General features: G+C 48.5%; 20 protein-coding genes and 1 pseudogene. 6 read left to right on the top strand and 15 right to left on the bottom strand.

The features are described from left to right. Positions 1-2: 2 nt before the first annotated feature. From E1B03_RS26735 to E1B03_RS15330, 3 genes and pseudogenes are all read right to left on the bottom strand, one after another. Positions 3-59, bottom strand: a pseudogene (locus E1B03_RS26735) (hypothetical protein); the annotation flags it as partial. Between the two features lie 111 nt (positions 60-170). Continuing rightward, positions 171-1241, bottom strand: a complete 1071-nt coding sequence (gene dadX, locus E1B03_RS15325; protein ID WP_133086514.1) for a catabolic alanine racemase DadX — start codon at positions 1239-1241, stop codon at positions 171-173. A gap of 12 nt (positions 1242-1253) precedes the next feature. Beyond that, positions 1254-2552: a D-amino acid dehydrogenase gene (locus E1B03_RS15330; RefSeq protein WP_003833553.1), complete on the bottom strand. Its 1299-nt coding sequence runs from the start codon at positions 2550-2552 to the stop codon at positions 1254-1256. Positions 2553-2874: 322 nt separating this feature from the next. Between E1B03_RS15330 and E1B03_RS15335 the strand changes: the two genes are divergently transcribed. Beyond that, entirely contained in the window at positions 2875-4407 is a 1533-nt protein-coding gene (locus E1B03_RS15335) for a SpoVR family protein (RefSeq protein WP_003833557.1), read from the top strand. Between the two features lie 826 nt (positions 4408-5233). On the opposite strand, the gene fadR is transcribed toward E1B03_RS15335, so the two are convergent. After that, complete coding sequence (gene fadR, locus E1B03_RS15350) at positions 5234-5953, bottom strand: fatty acid metabolism transcriptional regulator FadR (RefSeq protein WP_103771140.1); 720 nt, start codon at positions 5951-5953, stop codon at positions 5234-5236. Positions 5954-6189: 236 nt separating this feature from the next. Here fadR and nhaB point away from each other — a divergent pair, with 236 nt between their 5' ends. The 4 genes from nhaB to E1B03_RS15370 all read left to right on the top strand — a co-directional run bounded on the left by nhaB (position 6190) and on the right by E1B03_RS15370 (position 10387). Then, positions 6190-7734, top strand: coding sequence for a Na(+)/H(+) antiporter NhaB (gene nhaB, locus E1B03_RS15355; RefSeq protein ID WP_133086516.1), 1545 nt, complete (start codon positions 6190-6192; stop codon positions 7732-7734). Positions 7735-7875: 141 nt separating this feature from the next. After that, positions 7876-8406, top strand: a complete 531-nt coding sequence (gene dsbB / locus E1B03_RS15360; protein ID WP_103771142.1) for a disulfide bond formation protein DsbB — start codon at positions 7876-7878, stop codon at positions 8404-8406. A 110-nt stretch (positions 8407-8516) separates the two neighbouring features. Next, positions 8517-8858, top strand: a complete 342-nt coding sequence (locus E1B03_RS15365) for a TehB family protein (RefSeq protein ID WP_016153372.1) — start codon at positions 8517-8519, stop codon at positions 8856-8858. A 401-nt stretch (positions 8859-9259) separates the two neighbouring features. Next, positions 9260-10387, top strand: a complete 1128-nt coding sequence (locus tag E1B03_RS15370; RefSeq protein WP_165955324.1) for an acyltransferase family protein — start codon at positions 9260-9262, stop codon at positions 10385-10387. 27 nt (positions 10388-10414) lie between these two features. Here the strand turns inward: E1B03_RS15370 and E1B03_RS15375 are convergent, their stop codons facing one another. After that, positions 10415-12847 (bottom strand): phage head-binding domain-containing protein, encoded by a 2433-nt coding sequence (locus E1B03_RS15375; RefSeq protein WP_133086518.1) that lies wholly within the window; start codon positions 12845-12847, stop codon positions 10415-10417. 92 nt (positions 12848-12939) lie between these two features. Between E1B03_RS15375 and E1B03_RS15380 the strand changes: the two genes are divergently transcribed. After that, positions 12940-13158: a hypothetical protein gene (locus E1B03_RS15380; RefSeq protein ID WP_133086519.1), complete on the top strand. Its 219-nt coding sequence runs from the start codon at positions 12940-12942 to the stop codon at positions 13156-13158. On the opposite strand, the gene E1B03_RS15385 is transcribed toward E1B03_RS15380, so the two are convergent. The 10 genes from E1B03_RS15385 to E1B03_RS15430 are packed head-to-tail and all read right to left on the bottom strand — an operon-like array spanning position 13140 to position 22116. Next, a complete protein-coding gene (locus E1B03_RS15385; RefSeq protein ID WP_133086520.1) occupies positions 13140-15041 on the bottom strand; it encodes a DNA transfer protein in 1902 nt (633 codons plus the stop codon). The genes E1B03_RS15380 and E1B03_RS15385 overlap by 19 nt on opposite strands. After that, entirely contained in the window at positions 15041-16426 is a 1386-nt protein-coding gene (locus E1B03_RS15390) for a phage DNA ejection protein (RefSeq protein ID WP_133086521.1), read from the bottom strand. The genes E1B03_RS15385 and E1B03_RS15390 overlap by 1 nt, the downstream gene beginning before the upstream one ends. Further along, positions 16426-17109 (bottom strand): DNA transfer protein, encoded by a 684-nt coding sequence (locus tag E1B03_RS15395; protein ID WP_133086522.1) that lies wholly within the window; start codon positions 17107-17109, stop codon positions 16426-16428. Before E1B03_RS15395 ends, E1B03_RS15390 begins: the two co-directional genes overlap by 1 nt. Before the next feature lie 8 nt (positions 17110-17117). Continuing rightward, positions 17118-17576, bottom strand: a complete 459-nt coding sequence (locus E1B03_RS15400) for a DUF2824 family protein (RefSeq protein WP_133086523.1) — start codon at positions 17574-17576, stop codon at positions 17118-17120. Beyond that, complete coding sequence (locus E1B03_RS15405; protein WP_133086524.1) at positions 17576-18442, bottom strand: tail needle knob protein; 867 nt, start codon at positions 18440-18442, stop codon at positions 17576-17578. Before E1B03_RS15405 ends, E1B03_RS15400 begins: the two co-directional genes overlap by 1 nt. Further along, positions 18442-19860: a packaged DNA stabilization protein gene (locus E1B03_RS15410; RefSeq protein WP_133086525.1), complete on the bottom strand. Its 1419-nt coding sequence runs from the start codon at positions 19858-19860 to the stop codon at positions 18442-18444. Before E1B03_RS15410 ends, E1B03_RS15405 begins: the two co-directional genes overlap by 1 nt. Positions 19861-19869: 9 nt before the next feature. Continuing rightward, a complete protein-coding gene (locus E1B03_RS15415; RefSeq protein WP_085049467.1) occupies positions 19870-20331 on the bottom strand; it encodes a packaged DNA stabilization gp4 family protein in 462 nt (153 codons plus the stop codon). Then, on the bottom strand, positions 20312-20578 hold the full coding sequence (locus E1B03_RS15420; RefSeq protein WP_085049468.1) for a hypothetical protein: 267 nt from the start codon (positions 20576-20578) through the stop codon (positions 20312-20314). Before E1B03_RS15420 ends, E1B03_RS15415 begins: the two co-directional genes overlap by 20 nt. Continuing rightward, complete coding sequence (locus E1B03_RS15425) at positions 20578-20811, bottom strand: hypothetical protein (protein WP_133086526.1); 234 nt, start codon at positions 20809-20811, stop codon at positions 20578-20580. The genes E1B03_RS15420 and E1B03_RS15425 overlap by 1 nt, the downstream gene beginning before the upstream one ends. Before the next feature lie 51 nt (positions 20812-20862). Next, the gene (locus E1B03_RS15430; protein WP_133086527.1) at positions 20863-22116 is read right to left on the bottom strand and encodes a P22 phage major capsid protein family protein; all 1254 of its coding nucleotides are present in this window, start codon (positions 22114-22116) and stop codon (positions 20863-20865) included. Positions 22117-22134 lie beyond the last annotated feature (18 nt).

Consider the following 22134-nt stretch of genomic DNA (forward strand, 5'->3'; position numbering starts at 1 on the left):
CGGAAAAAGAAGATAATGCGGTGCTGAAGGTCGGTGTTCGCGTTGCTGAAGATGAGGATGAGTAACGCGGATGTTTTTTGCCGGGTGGCGGCTGCGCCGTACCCGGCCTACAAAATGCACTGCTTCTGTAGGCCTGATAAGCGCCGCGTCATCAGGCAGCCCTACAAAAGTTACACTGTCACCACCGGCACACGCAGTGCCAGAGAACACATCAATTCGTAACCCACGGTACCCGCCGCGCTGGCTACATCGTCAATTTTAATCTCTTTGCCCCACAGCTCTACCGGCGTCCCGATCCCCGCCTGCGGACACGGCGTCAGGTCAACCGCCAGCATATCCATTGATACCGTCCCCACCGTTGTGGTGCGGACACCGTCCACCAGCACCGGCGTTCCGCTTGGCGCATGACGCGGATAACCGTCTGCATAGCCGGTCGCCACAATTCCAATACGCTGCTCGCCGCTGGCGGTGTAGCGTCCCCCATAGCCGACCCGATCGCCAGCCTTCAGGGTTTGTATACCGATTATCTCGCTGCTCAGCGTCATCACCGGTTTCAGGCCAGTGTTGGCGATGTCCCGCCATTGTCCCGACGGCGATGCGCCATACAAAATAATACCCGGACGAACCCAGTCGAAATGCGCTTCAGGATGCCACAGCGTGGCAGCCGAATTGGACAACGAGCGTCTGCATTCCAGACCTTCCGTCGCCTGCGCAATACGCACCATGGCTTCCTGAATACCCTCCGGGTGCTCCGCATCGGCAAAGTGCGACATCAGCGTCATTTCACCGACGTTGGGCATCGCCCGCAGCTGTTGCCAGACCGTTGAAACTCTGTCCAGTAAGAACCCCAGTCGGTTCATACCGCTGTTCACCTTCAGGTAAACATCCAGCGGCGCATTGAGGCGCGCATTCTGCAACGCTTTTAGCTGCCAGTTACTGTGTACACAGGTGGTCAGACGATATTTGTCATACATCGTCAGATCTTCGGCGTGGAAAAAGCCCTCCAGCATGAGTATCGGGCCTTTCCATCCGCGCTCGCGCAGGGTTATTGCTTCTTCAAGATTGAGCATGGCAAAACCGTCGGTTGTGCCCAGCGCATTCCAGACGCGTTCAATGCCGTGTCCGTAAGCATTGGCTTTCACCACCGACCAGACGCGGGCGTCCGGCGCGGCCTGACGGGTAATGCTCAGGTTTTGTTTCAACGCCTGCAGGTCAATGCTGGCCAGTATCGGGCGAGTCATCTCACGTCCTTATCAGTTATGTGCGCCATGTAAATGCCGTGGACGAGATGGGGTAAACCCTGGACTGTAACGCGCCACGCTCAGATCGTCGTAAGGAATTGCTGGCGTGCGGCCAGAAAGAATATCGCTAAGCAACTGACCTGAGCCACAGGCCATGGTCCAGCCCAGCGTGCCGTGTCCAGTGTTGAGCAGCAAATTCTTAAAGCGGGTTCGTCCAACCACCGGCGTACCGTCCGGGGTCATCGGACGTAGCCCGGTCCAGAAGGTTGCCTGCTCCACATGACCGCCGCGAGGGAAAAGATCGCGTACGACCATTTCCAGCGTTTCACGACGAGGTTGCAGCAATTCCGTATTGAAGCCGACAATCTCCGCCATGCCACCCACGCGAATACGGTTATCAAAGCGGGTAATGGCGATTTTGTATGTTTCATCAAGAATAGTCGAAACCGGCGCGCCGTCGTCTTGCGCCACCGGAATGGTCAACGAATAGCCTTTAAGTGGATAAACCGGAATATCAACGATCCCTTTCAGCATCGCGGTAGAATACGAGCCAAACGCCATCACATAGGCATCAGCCTTAACTATCTCCTCGCCGCACTGAACGCCATAAATCTGCTCACCATCGCTCAGCAGCTTATCGACCGGAGTGTTAAAGCGAAACTTAACGCCCGCCTGCTCCGCCATCTGCGCCAGACGCTGGGTAAACAGCTGGCAGTCACCGGTTTCGTCATTCGGTAAACGCAGACCGCCGGTCAGTTTATGCGCCACTTCGGCCAGCGCCGGTTCGACTTCTGCCAGACGGTTTGCCTCCAGCAACTGATAGGGTACGCCAGCGTCTTCGAGCACGGCGATGTCGCGAGTGGCGTTCTCATACTGTTGAGCGGTACGGAACAGTTGCAGGGTTCCGCCCTGGCGCCCTTCGTACTCGATACCGGTAGAGGCGCGCAGCGCTTTCAGGCAATCACGGCTGTATTCGGCCAGACGCACCATCCGGCCCTTGTTTTCCATGTAGTGGCTGGTGTCGCAGTTGCGCAGCATTTGCCACATCCATTTCAACTGGAACTGCGTCCCGTCAAGGCGCACGGCCAGCGGAGCATGACGCTGAAACATCCATTTAATTGCTTTCAGCGGTACGCCTGGCGCCGCCCATGGTGCTGCATAACCTGGAGAGATTTGCCCCGCGTTCGCCGCACTGGTTTCCAGTGCCGGACCGGGCTCACGATCAATGACGGTGACATCGTGTCCAGCCTGACTTAAGTACCAGGCGCTGGTCACGCCAACGACACCACTTCCCAGTATGACAACTCGCATAGCCACTCCATTAACAGTAAAAGAACAATCATCTAATTACATCTTGATAACTCAGTTGAAAATATTATTCAACATATGGCTTTTTTATGGTGACTTATCTCACATATAGCGGTGACAGCGGGGAACTCTCTGCTTTGGCATCTCCTGCTGTGCGTTATTTTTATCCAGCATAAAATTTTGCGACCATGCCGTTTTTCGACGCTTCGCTAACGAGAAATCGCAAAGAAAAAATTTCAGCCGCAGCACGTTTTTTAACACCATGATCTATGCTTGAAATGAGGTACTCCAGACAGAGAGTGCCGCCAACAATGAGGGTGCGCGAATGGCTACGATTGATTCCATGAACAAGGACAGCACACGGTTAAGCGATGGACCCGACTGGACGTTTGATCTGCTGGATGTCTATCTGGCGGAAATAGACCGCGTGGCGAAACTCTACAGACTGGATACCTACCCGCACCAAATCGAGGTGATCACCTCCGAACAGATGATGGACGCTTACTCCAGCGTCGGGATGCCGATCAACTATCCTCACTGGTCGTTTGGTAAAAAGTTTATCGAAACCGAGCGCTTATATAAGCATGGTCAGCAGGGACTGGCCTATGAGATCGTTATCAACTCCAATCCATGTATCGCATATCTGATGGAGGAGAACACCATCACCATGCAGGCGTTGGTGATGGCGCATGCCTGCTATGGACACAACTCCTTCTTCAAAAACAACTACCTGTTCCGTAGCTGGACGGATGCCAGTTCCATCGTCGATTACCTGATCTTCGCGCGAAACTATATTACCCAGTGTGAAGAGCGTTACGGCGTGGATGAAGTCGAAAAGCTCCTCGACTCCTGTCATGCGCTGATGAACTACGGCGTTGACCGTTACAAACGCCCGCAAAAAATCTCCCTACAGGAAGAGAAAGCCCGACAGAAAAGCCGCGAAGAGTATCTGCAAAGCCAGGTGAATATGTTGTGGCGCACGCTGCCGAAGAAAGAGGAAGAGAAAACCGTTGCAGAAGCTCGACGTTATCCTTCTGAACCACAGGAGAACCTGCTGTACTTCATGGAGAAAAACGCCCCGCTGCTGGAGTCCTGGCAACGCGAGGTGCTGCGTATTGTGCGCAAGGTCAGCCAGTATTTTTACCCGCAGAAACAGACGCAGGTGATGAACGAAGGTTGGGCGACTTTCTGGCATTACACCATTCTGAATCACCTTTATGATGAAGGTAAAGTTACCGAACGGTTTATGCTGGAGTTTTTGCATAGCCATACCAACGTGGTGTTCCAGCCGCCGTACAACAGCCCGTGGTATAGCGGGATAAATCCGTATGCTCTGGGTTTTGCCATGTTCCAGGATATTAAACGTATTTGTCAGTCGCCGACCGAAGAGGACAAATATTGGTTCCCGGATATAGCGGGTTCCGACTGGCTGGAAACCCTGCATTTCGCGATGCGTGATTTCAAAGATGAGAGCTTTATCAGCCAGTTCCTGTCACCGAAGGTTATGCGTGATTTCCGCCTGTTTACCGTGCTGGATGACGATCGTCATAATTATCTGGAGATTTCCGCGATCCACAACGAGGAAGGATATCGTGAAATCCGCAACAGGCTGTCGTCGCAATATAACCTGAGCAACCTGGAGCCGAATATTCAAATCTGGAACGTCGATCTGCGCGGCGATCGCTCGCTCACGCTACGTTATATTCCGCATAACCGCGCGCCACTGGATAAAGGTCGCAAAGAGGTGCTTAAGCATGTGCATCGGCTGTGGGGTTTTGACGTGATGCTGGAGCAGCAGAATGAAGATGGCAGCGTGGAGCTGCTGGAGCGTTGCCCGCCGAGGATGAACGGTCTGTAAAAACAAAACCCCTCGTATGAGTAATGCCGATCAGTTAAGCATGTATGGTGAACATGTGATTCTTGCTCAGGGTTCCGTTCACCTCAGCGGTGTCATTTCTCTGAAGCGCTGATGCCCGTGAACGTGCAAGGGAGGCTCACCGCCGCCTCCCTTGCAACCCAGGCTCCCGGCAGGAAAATCGTCGCTGCGCGATTATTCGCCCCATCCCTGGGGCTCACCCCTTCGGGGCCATCGCAAGCGCTGTTCAAAATTGCTCCCGGCAATTTTGTCATTCGTCTTATGCCGTCTGCCTGTCGGGTCGGGGCCGAGCCTGCATCCATGCAGGCCATCCCCTCTGTCCGCATCCCTGCGGACAGCCCCGGTCAGCCGTCAACACCTCATCGATTTTCAGCCGGACAGGGGGCATCGCTTCAATGCCCTGACTTCCAGTAAAACCTGTTTTGCTGTTTAAAAAAAAACGCAGAGGGTCAGGTGTGGGCTGGTCCGGCTGAAAATTGCCGACGTGTTTCCGTAAGGCCGGGAGAACCCGCAGGGATGCGGGTTCAGGGCGCGCTTTACAGGGACGTTACATCGCGCCCGGCCCGGAAGCCTGGAGGAATGAGCGGAGGGAACCGCGAAGTGGCAATTTTCCGTGCCGGGAGCCGGGATTGTAAACGGCGTGGCGGAGAACGCCCTTTACACGTTCACGGGAATCCGTGTTTCAGAGAAACAATGAGCATGAGGTGAACGGAACTCTATCTCCGAGATAGCATGTTCTTTACCTCCGCCAGCTTACTGAAACTGAGGCGCTAACTGACCGGCATTACCTCGTATGAGGTTTTTTTTATTAGCGTCCTTGAATCGCTAAATCGCCCGGCAGGTTCTTCTGCATACGATGCCAAATCTCGCCGCTGTCGTGACCATAGCGCCGCACCGTTTCATAAACCTGCTCATGAGCGCCCTGCTCGCACAGTTCTGACAGCTTACGGTAGAAACTCAGCGCCAGCGCGCGCGCTTCCGGATTGGCAAAATAATGGCGGCCAATGCGGGTATATAACCCTTTCATTCCATTGAGGATCAAACCGTAAATCGGGTTGCCGGAGGCAAATGCCAGACCGCGGAAAATATTATAGTCCAGATCGGCGAACGCATCAGCATGGTCGGCCACCTGATTTGCCGTCGCCAGAACCTCTTGCGCTTTATCAGGATGCTGGCGAAACGCGGTACGAATAAAGATCGTCGAGATGTTAGTACGCACGGACAGCAGATTATCGATAAGCTGCGGCACGCTCTCGTGATCGAGACGCGCCAGCGTTTCAAGGATATTCAGCCCGGAGGTTTCCCAGAAGTTATTCACCTTCGTTGGTTTGCCGTGTTGGATGGTCAACCAACCGTCACGCGCCAGACGCTGTAATACCTCGCGTAACGTGGTACGTGTCACTCCGATCAGTTCAGAGAGTTCACGTTCTGCGGGCAAAATAGTGCCAGGTGGGAAGCGGTTATTCCAGATACTTTCAATGATGTACTCTTCCGCGAACCCAGCCGGGCTTTGCGCCTTAATGACCATAGTAATAATTCCATTACACAGCAAAACATAGTTACAGTTATCATACCAGACGGGTTACCTAGCTGATAGCTGACGCAATGAAGAAAAAGTAGATCAAGGCTTCATTTTCCAGATAACGCTAAAGCGCAGCCAGCCTTGCTGGTCACGCGAATCGCTTGCCTGTACTCCCTCCTCCCGCTAAGCTTTGCGGTCAAACATAAAAACATGATTTCATTTTTAAAGGTAGGGAAATCACCATGGAGATATCATGGGGCCGCGCTATGTGGCGCAATTTTTTAGGTCAATCACCTGACTGGTACAAACTTGCATTGCTCGTCTTCTTAGTCCTTAACCCGATTATTTTTTTCATCAATCCCTTTATCGCAGGTTGGTTACTGGTGGCCGAGTTCATTTTTACGCTGGCGATGGCGTTAAAATGTTATCCGCTGCTGCCGGGCGGGCTGCTAGCCATCGAAGCAGTCATCATTGGCATGACCAGCGCCACGCATGTGCGTGAAGAGGTTGCCGCTAACCTTGAGGTGTTATTACTGCTGATGTTTATGGTGGCTGGCATCTACTTTATGAAGCAGTTACTGCTGTTTATTTTCACCCGCCTGCTGCTCACTATTCGTTCCAAGATGCTGCTAGCGCTGGCATTTTGCGTTGCCGCTGCCTTCCTTTCTGCGTTTCTTGATGCGCTGACCGTTGTTGCCGTGGTAATCAGCGTAGCGGTTGGTTTCTATGGTATCTACCATCGTGTCGCCTCTTCCCGCGCGGAAGACAATAACATGCTCGATGACAGCCATATCGATCAGCACAATAAGGTCGTACTGGAGCAGTTCCGTGGTTTTCTGCGTAGCCTGATGATGCATGCGGGTGTCGGCACGGCGTTAGGCGGTGTGATGACGATGGTCGGCGAACCGCAAAACCTGATTATCGCCAAAGCGGCTGGCTGGCATTTCGGCGACTTCTTCCTGCGCATGGCGCCGGTCACCGTCCCGGTCCTGATTTGCGGCCTGCTAACCTGCATGCTGGTCGAGAAACTACGCTGGTTTGGTTATGGCGAAACGCTGCCGGAGACCGTCCGCGATGTCCTGCAACAATTTGACGATCAAAGCCGTCAACAGCGTACTCGCCAGGACAAAATCAAACTGATTGTCCAGGCCATTATCGGCGTTTGGCTGGTGATTGCTCTGGCCCTGCATCTGGCGGAAGTTGGATTAATTGGTCTGTCCGTCATCATTCTGGCAACGTCGTTGACCGGCGTTACCGACGAACATGCTATTGGCAAAGCGTTTACCGAGTCGCTGCCGTTCACCGCCCTGCTGACCGTATTCTTCTCTATTGTTGCGGTTATTATCGATCAACAGCTTTTTTCACCGATTATTCATTTTGTATTGCAGTCCTCTGAGCATGCTCAGTTGACGCTGTTCTATCTGTTTAACGGCCTGCTGTCTTCTATCTCTGATAACGTTTTTGTCGGCACCATTTACATTAACGAAGCCAAAGCAGCACTCGAACAAGGGACCATCAGCCTCAACCAGTATGAGCTGTTAGCTGTAGCGATTAATACCGGGACCAACCTGCCTTCCGTGGCCACGCCAAACGGCCAGGCGGCATTCCTGTTCCTGCTGACTTCCGCACTGGCACCATTGATTCGCCTCTCTTATGGCCGCATGGTATGGATGGCTCTGCCGTATACTCTCGTTCTGACGATCGTTGGTCTGCTTTGCGTCGAGTTCACGCTGGTACCGGTGACCGAATGGATGACCCAAACGGGCTGGTTAGCTACACTTTCATAACAATTAACCGGGCAAATCACTGCCCGGTTTGACTTTTTGCATGATAAGTATCCGATTACGCAAATTTTCAATTCCCGCTAGTGGCGCATAAATTGAATTGGTTTAAACTGCGGTCTCTACGCATGTTGCAGGGAAATTATTATGTTGCGATTTTTAAACCAGTGCTCCCGTGGTCGTGGAGCATGGTTATTGTTGGCGTTAACCGCCTTTGCGCTGGAACTCGTCGCGTTGTGGTTCCAGCATGTCATGCTGCTAAAACCTTGCGTGTTGTGTATTTATGAACGTAGCGCATTATTCGGCGTGATGGGTGCGGGACTGGTGGGTGCTATTGCACCAAAAACGCCGCTGCGCTATGTGGCGATGGTTATATGGATTTACAGTGCCTGGCGCGGGCTGCAGTTAGCGTATGAGCACACCATGATTCAGTTGAACCCATCACCGTTTATGACCTGTGATTTTGCCGCCCGCTTCCCAAGCTGGCTGCCTCTGGACAAATGGCTGCCGCAGGTATTTGTAGCGTCCGGTGACTGTGCTGAGCGTCAGTGGTCTTTTTTAACCCTGGAAATGCCGCAGTGGCTGTTGGGGATCTTCGCCGCCTACCTGGTGGTCGCCGTGCTGGTAGTGATTGCACAACCGTTTAAACCGAAAAAACGAGACCTTTTCGGTCGCTAACAGAGACGCTCCTTCGGGAGCGTTTTTTTTGCCTTAAATTCATTGCCTGCTGGCATCTATAAGATGTATATTTAATACATCTTATAGATGCCACACAAAGGAGATGTCTTATGTCCCATTTACGCATCCCGGCAAACTGGAAAGTGAAACGCTCTACTCCCTTCTTCACCAAAGACAACGTCCCGGCAGCACTTCTTTCTCACCATAACACCGCAGCAGGCGTGTTTGGACAGCTCTGCGTCATGGAAGGTACGGTAACGTATTATGGTTTTGCCAATGAAGACGCAAAAGAGCCCGAAGTGAAGGTAGTAATTAATGCAGGTCAGTTCGCGACCAGTCCACCGCAGTACTGGCATCGTGTTGAATTAAGCGACGACGCGCAATTCAACATTAACTTCTGGGTGGAAGATGACAACCACTCCGATGAGATGTATCAGGCGAAAAAGTCTTAAACCTTAACGCCTGCTAATCGTTGGGCGGCTCAGTCCGCCCATGAAGGTTTGTTCAGGATAGGCGGCACTATTAAATCATTGTGCGTCGAAGTGAACAGAAAGCAGTCATAAAGCAGAGCGTTAGCGCAAGACGAATCACCACCTTCACGGGTTTTGAGTTGTTTTGCGCTAATTTTTTGCCCCACCCATGCCCCATCACACGCCCCATCTTCGAAAAACATGCAAAGCCTTGCAAACCGATGCAAAGCTTTGTGTGTCCCGCTTTTGTCTCACTATCGTGTAAAACACATCCGCACGGCATTCTCCATCAAGCCTGGTCGATCATCCAGATGTATGATGGTAGAATATTGCCATCTTAAAACTCATTAACAACTCGAATGTTATTCGCAGGGCGCGTTTTAATGGAAAATGTTGCTTCTTTACTCCCATATCTAAGCATTCATAATGTGACTTATGCTTCACTTTTTATTTTATTTTCACTATTCGTTTGCTTTTTAATCAACAAAATAGTTGATATATCTCCAATTGGTAGCCATAACGACTTGAGTCTAGAAGGGTTGAGGGGGATCGCGTGTCTTCTTGTTTTTGTAAACCATTCTTACACAGTGATTGCTGCTATAGGTTTAAAATCACCATACATGAATATTCAGCCAGCTTACGCATTTGAAAAAATGGGTGCGTTTGGCGTTTCAATATTCTTTTGCTTAACAGGATTTTTATTTTCATCAGCTATTAAAAAAGGTATTTTCGATATTACCTTCTTCCAGAAAAGAATTTATAGATTACTTCCTGCATACCTTGTCGTTTCAACAATAGTTTTTGCAATTTTCATGTTCCAGAGATATGGGCAAATAAAAACTATTGATGAGGTAATGACAGTAATTCGTAGTGTCTATGGCTTTGGTTTCTGGGGTGGTGGTATCAGGGTTGGCTCAATCTGGGACTGGAGTCTTAACGTTGTAACATGGACGTTACCTTATGAGTGGAAATATTATGCAGCAGTGCCATTTCTTGCCTGCGCATTTGCCATTAAACCTTTGAGGATATCTTTAATCCCTTTATCTCTGATAATCATCTATCTCGGATATCAGAGCGAACAGATCATGTGGACATACTTCCTTACTGGGTTTATTGCTTCATACATAAAGCAATCTTTCACTAATTATTTGAAATATGCTTTATGGATCTCAATGCCATTGCTTTTCTTATATGCTATTTTTGGAGATTTCAAGGTATATGCTTTCGAGATGTTCTGTGCAACATCTATATTTTTCATGGCATTCATTGCATCTCGTCCATCAATATTTTCCAATAAAAGCATAGCCAACATAGGAATAATAAGCTACAGCTTATATTTAGTACATCAGTTGTCACTAAATATTACTTTTAATTCTTATAGCAAGTTCATCAACCTAGAACAAACCTCAACAAGATATTTTATCTTAATGCAATTTGGTGCAATATCCATTGCAATTATATTTTCTGCTATTCTATATAATAAAGTAGAAAAACGATTTAAAGTAAAATAAAAGCAAAGGCGGCTTAGCCGCCTTTTACTATATATTTAGTGTCTGAGTTACATCAGTATTGGCTTTGTTTGCTGAAGGATAGTTACACGTCAATGTGGAATTGTATGTTTGGTTTTCACCGAACCAAAATTTATTTGTTGTCGATACTCCTGATGATGCAGTGCCATCTATTTTTAGCACATTAGTAACATCTCTGAATGTGTTTTTTACACACCTTATAGTTTGGTAGTGCGCCAACCATGACTGAGCGCCGCCGTCTCTAAGGATTGTGCATGATTGCTGAGTTCCTGGGGATGTTGACCTTAGGGTATTGTTCATCAGCTCCATGTAACTCGAAGTGCTACCAAGAGATACTCCAGCAGGTAGATCGGCTATCAGTGCGCCTCCAACAACAAGATTATTTTTGACAATCATGGTTTTAGGTGTGTATCCGGTAGCATTTAACTCAAGGAAATAATCAGTTATTCCATAAATACTATTATCACTCATATCAAGAACGCAATCAGATGAACACTTCACAGCGAATCTTATTGGGCTACCAACAATTTTATTGTTACATAATTTAACTCTGTTGAAACCATTTCCAGAAGATGAGTACATAAAACCGAACGGTTTTGAAGGAAGTGAAGTAGAGAACCTGAATTCATTATCTTCAATAGCTAGGTCGGTAACGTAGCTACCAAAACTCATAGACAGATTTCGAATCTCATTACCTTTCATGATGACGCGCTCGAAATTACTGAGATGAAGATTACCAGTAGATGTCGTTAATACACGTCCCATTATATTATTTGTAAGCCTCAGAACTGAGTTTGAAACCTCAGCCTGGTCTACACCTATAATCATTCCTGTGTTAGTAATTGTTATGTTATTACTTTCTATGCGCCAATCGCAGTTAGTTAAATGAGTATAAAGCGATAAGAAGCTAGGTGCAGAAAAAGTGTTATTGGATATATTTACTTGATATGCATCCATCAAATAATCATTACTACCACTTACTCCAAGCAACAGGATCCTATCCTTAGATTGGACGGTGTTATTTGAAATGTTGATAGCAGACATCCATCCGTTATCGAACCACTTGGTACCTCTATTGGTTCCAATCATCATCCAATAACTATCACAGGTGCATGCATTTCCAGTTACAGTGATCTGCCCCCAAGGTTGCATAGCATAAACACTTCCTACCATCCCGTGTCCAGTATCAAACGCCATACAATAATCAACAACATCAAATGTATTGCCAGTAACTGTATAACGGTCAAAACCAAACCTTCCTTTAACAGCACCATTACCACGAGTGTTTATTCTGTTCCTGAAGGTATTCCCAGTGACCGTAATATCACCAACCAGAATTCCATTACCCTGATCAGCAAAAGCGCTTCCTGCTGCGTAAATTGCGTGATCATACCAACCCAAAAATGAGTTTGAGGAGGCCCTAAGATTTCTGAAGTTACCAACAATACATCCTCCAGGAGCATCACGAAACACACAATCGTACACATCTGTTCCAGACAGTTTTTTTGCGTGGTTGTAATAGTTTTCCCCAGGGACAGGGATGTTACCATCAGGCCCATGTATATAAGGAGATGCTCCTCCTGGTTCCATGTCTTGGTAGTAAGTCTGGTCTGGTACGCCAGTGATCTCACTTGTTCCTGAAGCGGAAACATCAATATTTCTGGCATTTCCATCGAATACTATTCCATGTACTGATATGTATCCAAGTGCTCCATTTAAAAGTCTAAAAAGTTTTCTAGTATCTCTATTTGGGTCAATATCTGTTGTTCCAGGGATAAAATATGAACGATATCGCCGAGTAATTGTTGCGGAACCATCTCCCCAAACAGAACGAACATAAGACCAGACGTTTACAGCAGTATCAAAGCAGTATGTTCCAGTGGGAAAGTAAACCGAGCACTTCAGCCCATGCGCCTCATCCATAACCTGTTGTACTTTCGGCTGATGGTTCACGGACAAATCACCGGACGCAAGCGCAGCCATCTCAGTTTCGTCCATATATTTTGTTGCCAGAAGGCTTGGCGTTTTCTCAACATACTCGGCCAGCGTACCGTAGCGCGTATTCACTAATGAACCATTGCCAGTTGCCAGCTCCTGTCTTAGCTGGTCAGGGTCATACTTCAATATGTTTGGATAGTAGAACTGCTGTGTGCCATATGCATCGTACACAGCCATAGAGTGGCCCTGTACAGTTACAAATTTAGCAATTTGCCCGTTATATACCGGATAGCCTCCAGCATTAATTACGATTGGTTGGGCAACCTGAACATGGCTACCATCTTCGTTTTCAAGATAAACAGGAATTTGGTTAGCTGGGTTTACCGGGTCAGTGTCAATCTGTCCGATGTAGATTTTACCGTTAGCCACAGCCTTAAATGACCTTGGCATCGTGAACAACTGAGAAGGTGCTGACACAACAATGTTGGCTGTGATATCTGACATTTATGTGCTCCGGGCGCAGCAAAGCCGCACAAGCTAAAACTTGCGCAGCAATGCTATAATTATGTTAGTTAAATTTAATCAAGGAGAGCTAGATGATTAGTCTTGTGTACTTCGGATTTATAGTTTTCGCAGTTGCTTCAATAATAGCCATGGCAACAATTGGATCACTAATTGATGGGTTAAGAAAAAATAGCAATGAAAGCGAAGAAGCCATATCAAAACTTCAGGATGAGGTTTTCTATCTGAAGCTAGAAATTGCAAAATTAAAATCTGAAAACGAATCAGCTAATCATTACTCTCGAGTTGCTTGAGAAGCTATGATTGGCCTAGCTAAGTTTGCTGCATTATTTAATGCTCGCTCATATGCAGGTGTCCCAGGTTTAGTATTGGCTAGCCTAAGCAATGCATTCCTTACCGGCTTAGACTCATAAACCCTCATTGCAAGACCATATCCAGCCTCAGATGCTAACGACACCCCGCCAGATGCAACCCCGGAACCAAGCCTTAAAGGGTTTGCTAGCGCCTGACCTGTCTGCGTAACAATATTTGCTGAATCTGCTCTAGACGTTTCCCTGAGCACATCATGGAGTGCATCAAGCTCTTTCATATGCTTTCCGCTGAATATGGTGTTATAAATTTCACCTCCAGCCTGACGCTTAAGCTTGTTTACCTCTGTGATGAACTTTGCTGGTGATCCTCCAGTTTTCTCAGAGATTCGGCTGATATACGCCGCCCTCATGGCATCCTTACCTTTATCATCTAATGCAGGCCAAATGCGCTTGATATCGGATGCATTACGGCTATAAACCACACTATTGATTAGTTCAGGAGTCGCTTCACTGGTTGCTTTGTTTAGATTATTGGCAATCTTTTTGTTAAGAACCTTGTTGTAAATATTAGAGTAATCAGAGTTCGCTCTAATGTATTTAGCGGCTTCTTGAGGCCCAAGATTTTTACCTACTGCTCCACGAAGATCTCTAGTCATGGCGTTCTCTATGCGGTTTGTAATCGCTTTAGCCTGGTCAGGGAAGACCATTGCATCACCCTGAACATTTGACCGGAAAGCCGTCCTGTGTTGCTTCAGTAAGTCGAAATCAATATTAGGGTTTGATAGCTCTGATTTGAGATTCTCCAGCGTAGAAACTAAGTTTTTGTCAGCTGAAGTACCCAGCCTATTTAACTTAGCTAAGCTATCGTCAATGGCTGTTACAGCATTGGATGTTTCAACCGGCGCAGTCCCCATCTTTTTGGTAATGTCATTCAGCATACTGCCAGCCATATCCCTACGGCCCTTTAAAGTACCAGTAAGAGATTTAACTACGTCGTCCGGATTGTACTCGCCGAATTTATCAAGATAGTTTGAAACCGCATTGCTCCTTGCTGCCTGCTGAGCTTCTCTTTGAGCGCCAGTACCAAGCAACGCACCTTCTCCACCTTGCACAAGACCTCTGGTAAATGCATTACCAGGCTTAATCATGTCAGATGTAATTGGTGTAACACCGACAGATTCAGCATTCGCTATGGTCTTGGCTGCTTCTGGCGCAATTCTTCCTTTTGCTGCGGTGATACCCCTTCCAACACCTTTTGCAATTGACGAAAGTGCTCCTTGAGCGCCAAGGTTTATCGCCGCATTCTTAGCCACATTAGTTGCAAAATCACCATCCTGATTAGTTGCATCAGCGATGGATCCTGCAATCATATTTCCTGCAACTCCGATACCAGGGGTTAGATAGTTACCAACTGACTCACCTGCTTGTGCATATGGATCAGTTGGTCTATCTACAGGTCGATAGACATCATCGAGAACCTTTGGGCCACCAAGTCCTTGGCTGATGGCATTTATTAAACTCGCCCCACCCTGTAAAGCGTCAAACGGAATATTGACTAATCCTCTGCCTGCCTGTTCAACTATCTGCCCGGCACTTTGACCGCCAGTAAGGAAATCACCGGCTCGCTGCATTAATGATGGCTCTTGCTGCTGTGGCTGCGCTTGCTCTTGTGGTTGTTGTGCCGGTTGTTGAGTCATTGGAGGTGGATAAGCAGTATAGAAAGCCTGTTTAGCCTGTTCTGCATCGTTTCCGGCTTGCGGAGCAACTACTTCATTGAAGTATTGCTCCTGCGCCTGTGCTTTCTGCTCTGGTGCTAATGCCTGGTACTGTTGAGAGGCAATAACGTCTTTCCATGCCTTAGCCATTAATCACCCCATAGAGACTGGTAGCCAGAAGTTTTCGGTTGCGCTGCTGTCTGTGCTGACTGCTGACGATTTCCACCATTACCAACATCAACCTGATACTGCTGGTTGTAATTGTCGGTATATTGCTGGATGTCTCGCATTGATTGCTGCATTGCTTCAGGGCTAGAGTAATCAACCTGTGGCATGCCCTGAAAATACATCTTTGCTTCTGCAACGGTGTTGATGCCAGATGCCCCCATATCGCGAGCTGCTGCAATTCCCTGGTTCTGCATCTTGCCTTGGATACGCTTAGTGGCATTGAATAACTGACGCTGTTCACCACCACTTAGACGACTTCGAGCCTCTGCATCCCATGAAGGAGAGCCGTTGCCGCCAGTTAAGCCGGTCATGAATCCTAATTTATCTGATGAAGAATTTAGAATTGCATCCAAGTCTTTCTTCATTGCGTAGTTCTGTGCGCTGGCTGCCGATGTAGCTGGAGCAGCAATGGAGCTAGCAGGAACGCGAACCATATTCCCAGCATTGTCTATGCCTTCGTAAAAAGCGTTTGCCCCAGCGCCATGAAGTTTCCCACCAACGTTAACAGTTCGACCATCAGCTAACTGGACTACTCGATCACCTTGACCACCTGCAGCGCCAGCTCGTTGGTTTGCCATATCCTGACCGCGGCGGGCAGTGGCTGACGAAATATCTTTACCGCGCATTGTAATGTTCTGGCCGCGGGCCTGAAGTCCCTCACCTGCTTTATTACTTCGAACTGTCTCAGCCAATCGACCGCGGTCAATATCACGACCAGCCATCTTATCAGTCACATCAAATGCTTTCTCTGGACCAACAGAGCCCAGCGCTAAAGTTGTAGCAAAGTGGGATAACTGCTCTGGATTTTGTACCCCCGCTTGGATCATCCAGTTTGGATCAGCTCCAATACGTTTCAGGCTGTCGCTATTGTCAGTTACAAACTTACTGAAGGCTTCAGGCCCCTGTGATAAGGCGGTATTTACACCTGTTGCAAGCTTACCCATTTCAGCTTTCTGCTGGTCATCAAGACCTGACACAGCCTGCTGAGCTTGAGATACAAATGCTGGGTTTGCAGCTGCAAAATCACGAAGGATGGATGTGTCGCCACTTTTCCATGCTTGAGCATGCGCATCATTGAAAGCATTAATGGCATTCTGCTGTTGTTCCTGCTGATACATGCCAGCAATACCGCTTAGACCTTGCAACGCCTGCAAGCCAATGTTATTACCACCGGCGCGAGCAAAGTCATTGTTCTCACGGATCAAGCCAAGCGCCAGTGAGTTATCGCCTGACCTTGGAGCGTTATCATTCTGACTTCCAATACCAGCCAGAAATCTACCGCCATTTCCTTCTTGCCATGTTGCCATTAGAAAAGACTCCCAAGCAGACCAATACCGGCACCAATGCCAGCGCCCCACGGTGTTGATGTACCTAATGCCCCAGCAATCCCATAGCCGAGAGCACCACCACCAAGAGCACCAGATATACCTTGCTGCAATGCAGATGGTCGATTAGCGTTTGCTGCTGCAAGGGCTGCGCTATTCTGTGAAATCTGCCCCATGTTGTTGGCATAGTTCTGCCCGGCATTAGCCTGCCCCTGAAGCGCACCAAGGCCGATGTTTGCGAGATTGTTGTAGTTATTCATCTGACCAGATAGCCAGTTTTGACCGAGTGTTGGGGCAATAGATGCAAGTTGATTGCTGGTAGCCGTGGACCCTAATCCGCCGGTAGCCTCAGCAGCGTTTAGTGACTGATATCTCGCCTGATCAGCCATCCCTTTGTATTGGTCAGAGTTGTAGTAACTGTTCAATGCACTGTTCTGCCCCTCCAGGCTTGATAAACCCTGAAGCTGTCCGATGTACTGTTGAGCCAGCGGAGTGAACGGTGCAAGGTTGTTCATGATGGTGTTGAACTGCTGGTTTTGCAGGTCAGCGGCATATTTTTGCGCTTCCGCAGCAGCCTTTGCTCCACCATCAGACGAGCCGCCTTTCCCACCTTTCAGGTACAGGCGATTCTCGAGATGTTTACTCGCAATCTGAAAAATTAGCATGTTGTTACCTATCTGGAATGACGGGAGAGGAAGTCGATTAGTTCTTCGCGGGTTGCTGAATAGAAAGTGACGTCGTCTACGCCCTTGAAATACTTTTTGATGGTTCCTACGCGAGTCATGCCGATCATCGCGCAGTAAATCTGGCCGTGACGGAACTTACGCGCCGCATAGGAAATCACGCAGGCGAAGTTGGTCGTAGCAATGATGTGTCGCCAGAATGCCAGGCCAATGTCTTTGCTGAATCCTCTGGCGCATGGGAGATACATCGCGTGACAGTCGAATGTTAATGGCTGCGTTTCGTGGTAATAAACGATACCTCCGAACTCACCATGCACGTGGACTTCGAAGTATTTCGTGTCAGGCTTATAGTCGTAACCGTCCCCATTATTACTGCCGGCGATGATTTTTGGATGATTGCCGACAGCTTCAACCAAATCGGCGTCTCGCGTTGGCTTGAATGTAATCATCATTGCTCCGCGATAATCTTGATGGTCGTTGCGGTGAATGCCGCGCCATTGGCCTGGATTGTTAACGTACTGCCATTTGTTGCAAGGAAGCCGTTTTTATCAACGCTGAAGAATGTAGAAAGAAGGATATTGCTGGTCGCTGTTGCTGCATTTCGGCTATCTACCAACGTATCAGGAACCGAGCCAGAGAAGGTTAACTGCATTGATCGGTTTGTTGTTCCACCAGGGAATGTCCCAACGAGAGAGAGCTTAAAATTTAACGTCTTGTTCTCGTTGTATACGATCATCTTGTCAGACGTAGTATTGAAGAATGGAGCAAGCGTTCCTGATGTAGGGGTTAGCGCCTTAAGCATCGTGATCAAGTTTGTCGCAGTGGTCGGAATAACCTGGGATATTCCAGTGTAAATAACCTCCGATTTCTTGCGTGTTGTGGCATATTCCAGAGCATCAATACGTGTTTCGTGATCAGCTAATTCCGTCTCATTTGCAGTGATTCGCGTCTCATGGTTGGCAATGGTAGTCTCAATGTCTGCAACTTCATCAATCAGGAAATCGACATCATTACGCAGAACATTAATCTTCCCTTCTGCAGACGTCAGTCGAACATCAAGTAATTGAATCGCATTTGTATTTGCTGTGATTCTTCCTTCATGATCATCAAGTGTGACATCCTGCTCATCGTTCTTAACCTGTGCGTCGTATGCGCCTTTTCCGGCATCGTTAGCCTTTCCTGCAACGCTGGTGAAATCAGCAGCCTGAGACAGAATATATTGTTCATATGCAGGGCTGTAACCAGCTGGTAGTGATTTTGCGCTTAGGCTAATTGCCCTAATCATTACCGGATTATTTAGGGACGGATCGGCCATCACTCAATCCTTATCTGTGCGCCTGATAATGTGACAGGTGACTTGGTGATAACCCTGATTTTGAAGCCTATGTTTTTACGTATTCGTCCGACACGCTTCCAGATGACGCGCTTGTCGTAAACGAATGGCGCATTCTGCTCAATCATCTGCTCGCGGCCATAGTTGATGCCGTCAGTGGTGGCAGAAAGGAATAACCGGTCAGCATATTGGGCAACGCCGGTTGAGGATTCAACTTCGAAGTCGAACACCCTAGCGTTATCAGCTTTGAAAATCGGCGTGAATAACAGGTGCTCCTGCTGCTTTTCGTACTGTGAAGATATGTCGAACTGAAGAGCGCCTTTCACCGCTTCCAGCTTGTCGCCGCAAGTGATCGTGTTTCCTTCGTACATGAAGTCGATAGCGCGGTAGACGTCGTCATATAGTCCGGTTTTCAGGATGCACCACTGCGGACCGTTCTGTGACGCCGTGCCGTCATATACCAGCACGTGGCTCGGAAGGTGAATCATCAACAGCTCATGAGAATCGAAGCGCAGAGATTCCATTACTGCTGTCGACAGCTCGTCAGCGGTGTACTCGCGAATAATCTTTTCGATGCTTGCTGTGGCGATCGGAGTGGCGCGGCCAGAGTCGATGATATACACGGACGGCGCACCGGTAGCTGGGTTGCTGACGATGGCGTAAGCGTCCATAAACACGCATTTGCAAAATGTGCCTGCGATACCTTTTGGCACCATGTATGCCGGGTTAGCAACATAGAGCGCCGCGCCGACTGTCGATGTGCCTGTCAGCGTGAAATACTCAATGGTTGATGAACCAAAGCAGACGATAAAATCTCGCCATGTGCCTATGCCGACGATTCCATCCGGCTGCGATTCTGCGCGATACTCAGCACTGTACCGGTCTGGATGAGACTCATCTTCAATGTCGGTGATAAACCATGAGTCAGAGTTATTTTTCGCCCAGGCATATCTACCACGCAACCGTGTTATATCTCGAGCAGAACCAAGGTCGTATTGAGTATATCCAGTATCAACTGGCCAGTTGGCTATCGTCTTAGTTGTTCCATCGTAACGATATTCGACTATCTGCCCACCGCTACAGACAGCCTGCGAAGTCCTGCCATGAGCAAGAGAAACTCTGGTTAATCCTAGTACGCTTCCAACTACTGAATCAGATTGATAAAGCTTTCCACCCATAACGCGATATACGGCATTCTGAGAGGTGTTGTACTCAGCGCCGCGAGATGTACCAGCAACGTCTGATAGCTTCGTTATGCCGGGGAAGGAGCGCAGATACCCCGATGCGTTTAGCACCTCTTTCGGTGTCGCCAATAGGTTAACCGGAAGGAAGTCGATGTAGTCGGCGTTGCGGAAGTCCTTGCCGACTCCTTTCATTAAAGGTAATTGCTGAATCGGCATTTACTCACCTCATGTACTCGGATCGTCTTGTTCGATGTAAAAGCGATTCCATGTGAATGCTGATTTATTACCGGATCCGCGAGGCATATCATTTCGACGCTCAAGCGGAGGAATGGTGGTTAATGCAATGCAAATTGTCTGATATGCGCTGTCTGCTGCTGAGAGAAGTGTATCGGATGGCTGAATGACGTTATCCATGCAGACTTGAACAGCGAGTTTTAATGACACTCCGTCATATGCCCATGCTGGAATACCTGAATCGTCATCAGGCAGTGGCATCACATCGTTTGCAGAATCGGCGAACAGGTACCCAAGCTCAATACCTTTTACCTGCCATGCTGCCATCATATCTTCCAGATCGTTTATCGCATCTTCTACTGCTTGCGGGTCCGCATCTGTCAATGTGGAGTTAGAATAAAGACCGGCCTTTCTCAGCGCTTTGAGGACTAAATCACCCTTTGTCTTCGCCATTTTGTTCCGCCTTTGGTTTTGGCCCCGGCTTCTTGCGTTCTTTTACTTCTGGCTCTGGCTCTGGCTCTGGCTCTGGCTCTGGCTCTGGCTCTGGCTCTGGCTCTGGCAATTCAGTTTCAGCCGGTGTCTTCACCCATCCAAGAGATAATTTTTCTTCTATCTCTTCATCTGCAACGATGATGTAATCAAGTGAGTGCGGCCCGCAGGTGATCATAGAACCTGGCTTATAAAGCATTGTGTTAGGCATTATTCACCCCACATATAATCACGATTGATAACCTCAAGAACGTAACCATCGTCGTTAACAAGCCACGCATCTTGATACTTATTAATAGTTACCTCCTGATCTTTAAATCTGACTTTCGCAACAATATCGCTTGTTTCAAATTCAACGTCTTTGATCGTTTGGATTGTAACTACCGATGCAATGGGCCAATACTCAGCAGAAACGCAGCCTTTTTGTTTTATTTTTAGGAACATAAATCACCATTAAAAAAGGGGCCGAAGCCCCTGATTAATTCAGGTTGCTGGTTACTGACCGGCGATAACGATACCGGTGTACTCCGGAACCAGTACAGAGCAACCGTACAAAGTCGTGAAACGACAGGTGGTTGAACCTTTGATGTGGTCGAATGCGTAGGACATGATCAGCGTAGCGCCCTGCTCGGTGGTTGCAGTCATTACCTGCGGGCCCTGACCAGTAGGGAATGCCAGCTTGCCATACATCAATTCGACAGAACCATCAGCCCAGAACAGGTTAGCCGGTGCAGCGTTCTGGTTGAGCAATGTCAGTGCTGCACCATTAGCGGCATTTGCGTCAACGTTCGCGTATGGACGGCTTGGTACGTCAGCGTTATCCGGCGGCAAAATCTGCGGAGAGATTGTCGCAGTAGTCCCGCTTACCGCCAGTACACGGAAGACCTGAAGTTGATCAGTGGTGTCTTTGGTGATCTGGTGTACGGAGTGAACGCCAGCGATAGTGAACGCATCGCCAACCTGAAGACCGGCAGCAGAGAGTTGGATAGTTCCCTGACGGTTATCAACCGGCATGTCGTTGGCATCTTTTGCCTGAACCTTATGAGCAGGAGCGGCAGCCAGAGTAAGTGCTGTTGCAGTTCCATTAGGTACACGACCAGAGATGTCAGTCTTGTAGCTGTCGAATGATGCAACTGGAGGAATCTGGGCTTTTTCGTATGCCGTCAGAGATACGCCTTGAGTGTATGCGCGATGGCCTAACTCACCTGCCAGATCTTTGTAGTTGAAGGGGTTCCAGAATGAGCGGCGGTTAATACCCTGCGGAACGCCGATAGCAGTCATAATTGCATCAATGCCAGCCGCGCTATTCCACAGATCACGCCCCTGAGTACCGGTAGTTGAGTTTGCCATCGCGACAACGTTTGTTGCACGCTGAGTGACCATTGCGATCAGATCAGAATCAATCTGCGCCGCCAGTCGCTGACCAGCCGCACGCCCTGCTTCTGTCTTGTGCTCCGGATCACGCATTTCACGAGCATCCAGAGTGTACAGAATGTTTTTAGGCTCTTTGAACACAGAAGGAACCAGGCGCTGAACTAATGCAGTTGGTGTTTTACCGGTCAGGTCGAGACCTTCTTCAACGTTCATGTGGTAATGCTGCGGACGGTAAAGAACATCTCCTGCACGTTGCATTTCAGTATCGCCAGGGCGGAATTTCTTGGCGTTGCGAGACACTACACAGGAGGCTTCGAAACCTTCCACGTACTGCTCAAACATAATCTCTAGGTCTTTTGCTAATTGGTTAGCCATGCTTAATGCTCCGATAGG

The organism is Citrobacter arsenatis (assembly GCF_004353845.1).
GTDB classification, from domain to species: Bacteria; Pseudomonadota; Gammaproteobacteria; order Enterobacterales; family Enterobacteriaceae; genus Citrobacter; species Citrobacter arsenatis.

Bases quoted from the DNA above. Each gene is read 5' to 3' on its own strand.
- E1B03_RS15415 (WP_085049467.1), bottom strand. From the start codon at position 20,331: ATGGCGAAGACAAAGGGTGATTTAGTCCTCAAAGCGCTGAGAAAGGCC.
- E1B03_RS15410 (WP_133086525.1), bottom strand. From the start codon at position 19,860: ATGCCGATTCAGCAATTACCTTTAATGAAAGGAGTCGGCAAGGACTTC.
- nhaB (WP_133086516.1), top strand. From the start codon at position 6,190: ATGGAGATATCATGGGGCCGCGCTATGTGGCGCAATTTTTTAGGTCAA.
- E1B03_RS15385 (WP_133086520.1), bottom strand. From the start codon at position 15,041: ATGGCTAAGGCATGGAAAGACGTTATTGCCTCTCAACAGTACCAGGCA.
- E1B03_RS15375 (WP_133086518.1), bottom strand. From the start codon at position 12,847: ATGTCAGATATCACAGCCAACATTGTTGTGTCAGCACCTTCTCAGTTG.
- dsbB (WP_103771142.1), top strand. From the start codon at position 7,876: ATGTTGCGATTTTTAAACCAGTGCTCCCGTGGTCGTGGAGCATGGTTA.
- E1B03_RS15400 (WP_133086523.1), bottom strand. From the start codon at position 17,576: ATGATTACATTCAAGCCAACGCGAGACGCCGATTTGGTTGAAGCTGTC.
- E1B03_RS15365 (WP_016153372.1), top strand. From the start codon at position 8,517: ATGTCCCATTTACGCATCCCGGCAAACTGGAAAGTGAAACGCTCTACT.
- dadX (WP_133086514.1), bottom strand. From the start codon at position 1,241: ATGACTCGCCCGATACTGGCCAGCATTGACCTGCAGGCGTTGAAACAA.
- E1B03_RS15390 (WP_133086521.1), bottom strand. From the start codon at position 16,426: ATGGCAACATGGCAAGAAGGAAATGGCGGTAGATTTCTGGCTGGTATT.
- E1B03_RS15420 (WP_085049468.1), bottom strand. From the start codon at position 20,578: ATGCCTAACACAATGCTTTATAAGCCAGGTTCTATGATCACCTGCGGG.
- E1B03_RS15370 (WP_165955324.1), top strand. From the start codon at position 9,260: ATGGAAAATGTTGCTTCTTTACTCCCATATCTAAGCATTCATAATGTG.
- E1B03_RS15335 (WP_003833557.1), top strand. From the start codon at position 2,875: ATGGCTACGATTGATTCCATGAACAAGGACAGCACACGGTTAAGCGAT.
- E1B03_RS15425 (WP_133086526.1), bottom strand. From the start codon at position 20,811: ATGTTCCTAAAAATAAAACAAAAAGGCTGCGTTTCTGCTGAGTATTGG.
- E1B03_RS15395 (WP_133086522.1), bottom strand. From the start codon at position 17,109: ATGCTAATTTTTCAGATTGCGAGTAAACATCTCGAGAATCGCCTGTAC.
- E1B03_RS15430 (WP_133086527.1), bottom strand. From the start codon at position 22,116: ATGGCTAACCAATTAGCAAAAGACCTAGAGATTATGTTTGAGCAGTAC.
- E1B03_RS15405 (WP_133086524.1), bottom strand. From the start codon at position 18,442: ATGGCCGATCCGTCCCTAAATAATCCGGTAATGATTAGGGCAATTAGC.
- E1B03_RS15330 (WP_003833553.1), bottom strand. From the start codon at position 2,552: ATGCGAGTTGTCATACTGGGAAGTGGTGTCGTTGGCGTGACCAGCGCC.
- E1B03_RS15380 (WP_133086519.1), top strand. From the start codon at position 12,940: ATGATTAGTCTTGTGTACTTCGGATTTATAGTTTTCGCAGTTGCTTCA.
- fadR (WP_103771140.1), bottom strand. From the start codon at position 5,953: ATGGTCATTAAGGCGCAAAGCCCGGCTGGGTTCGCGGAAGAGTACATC.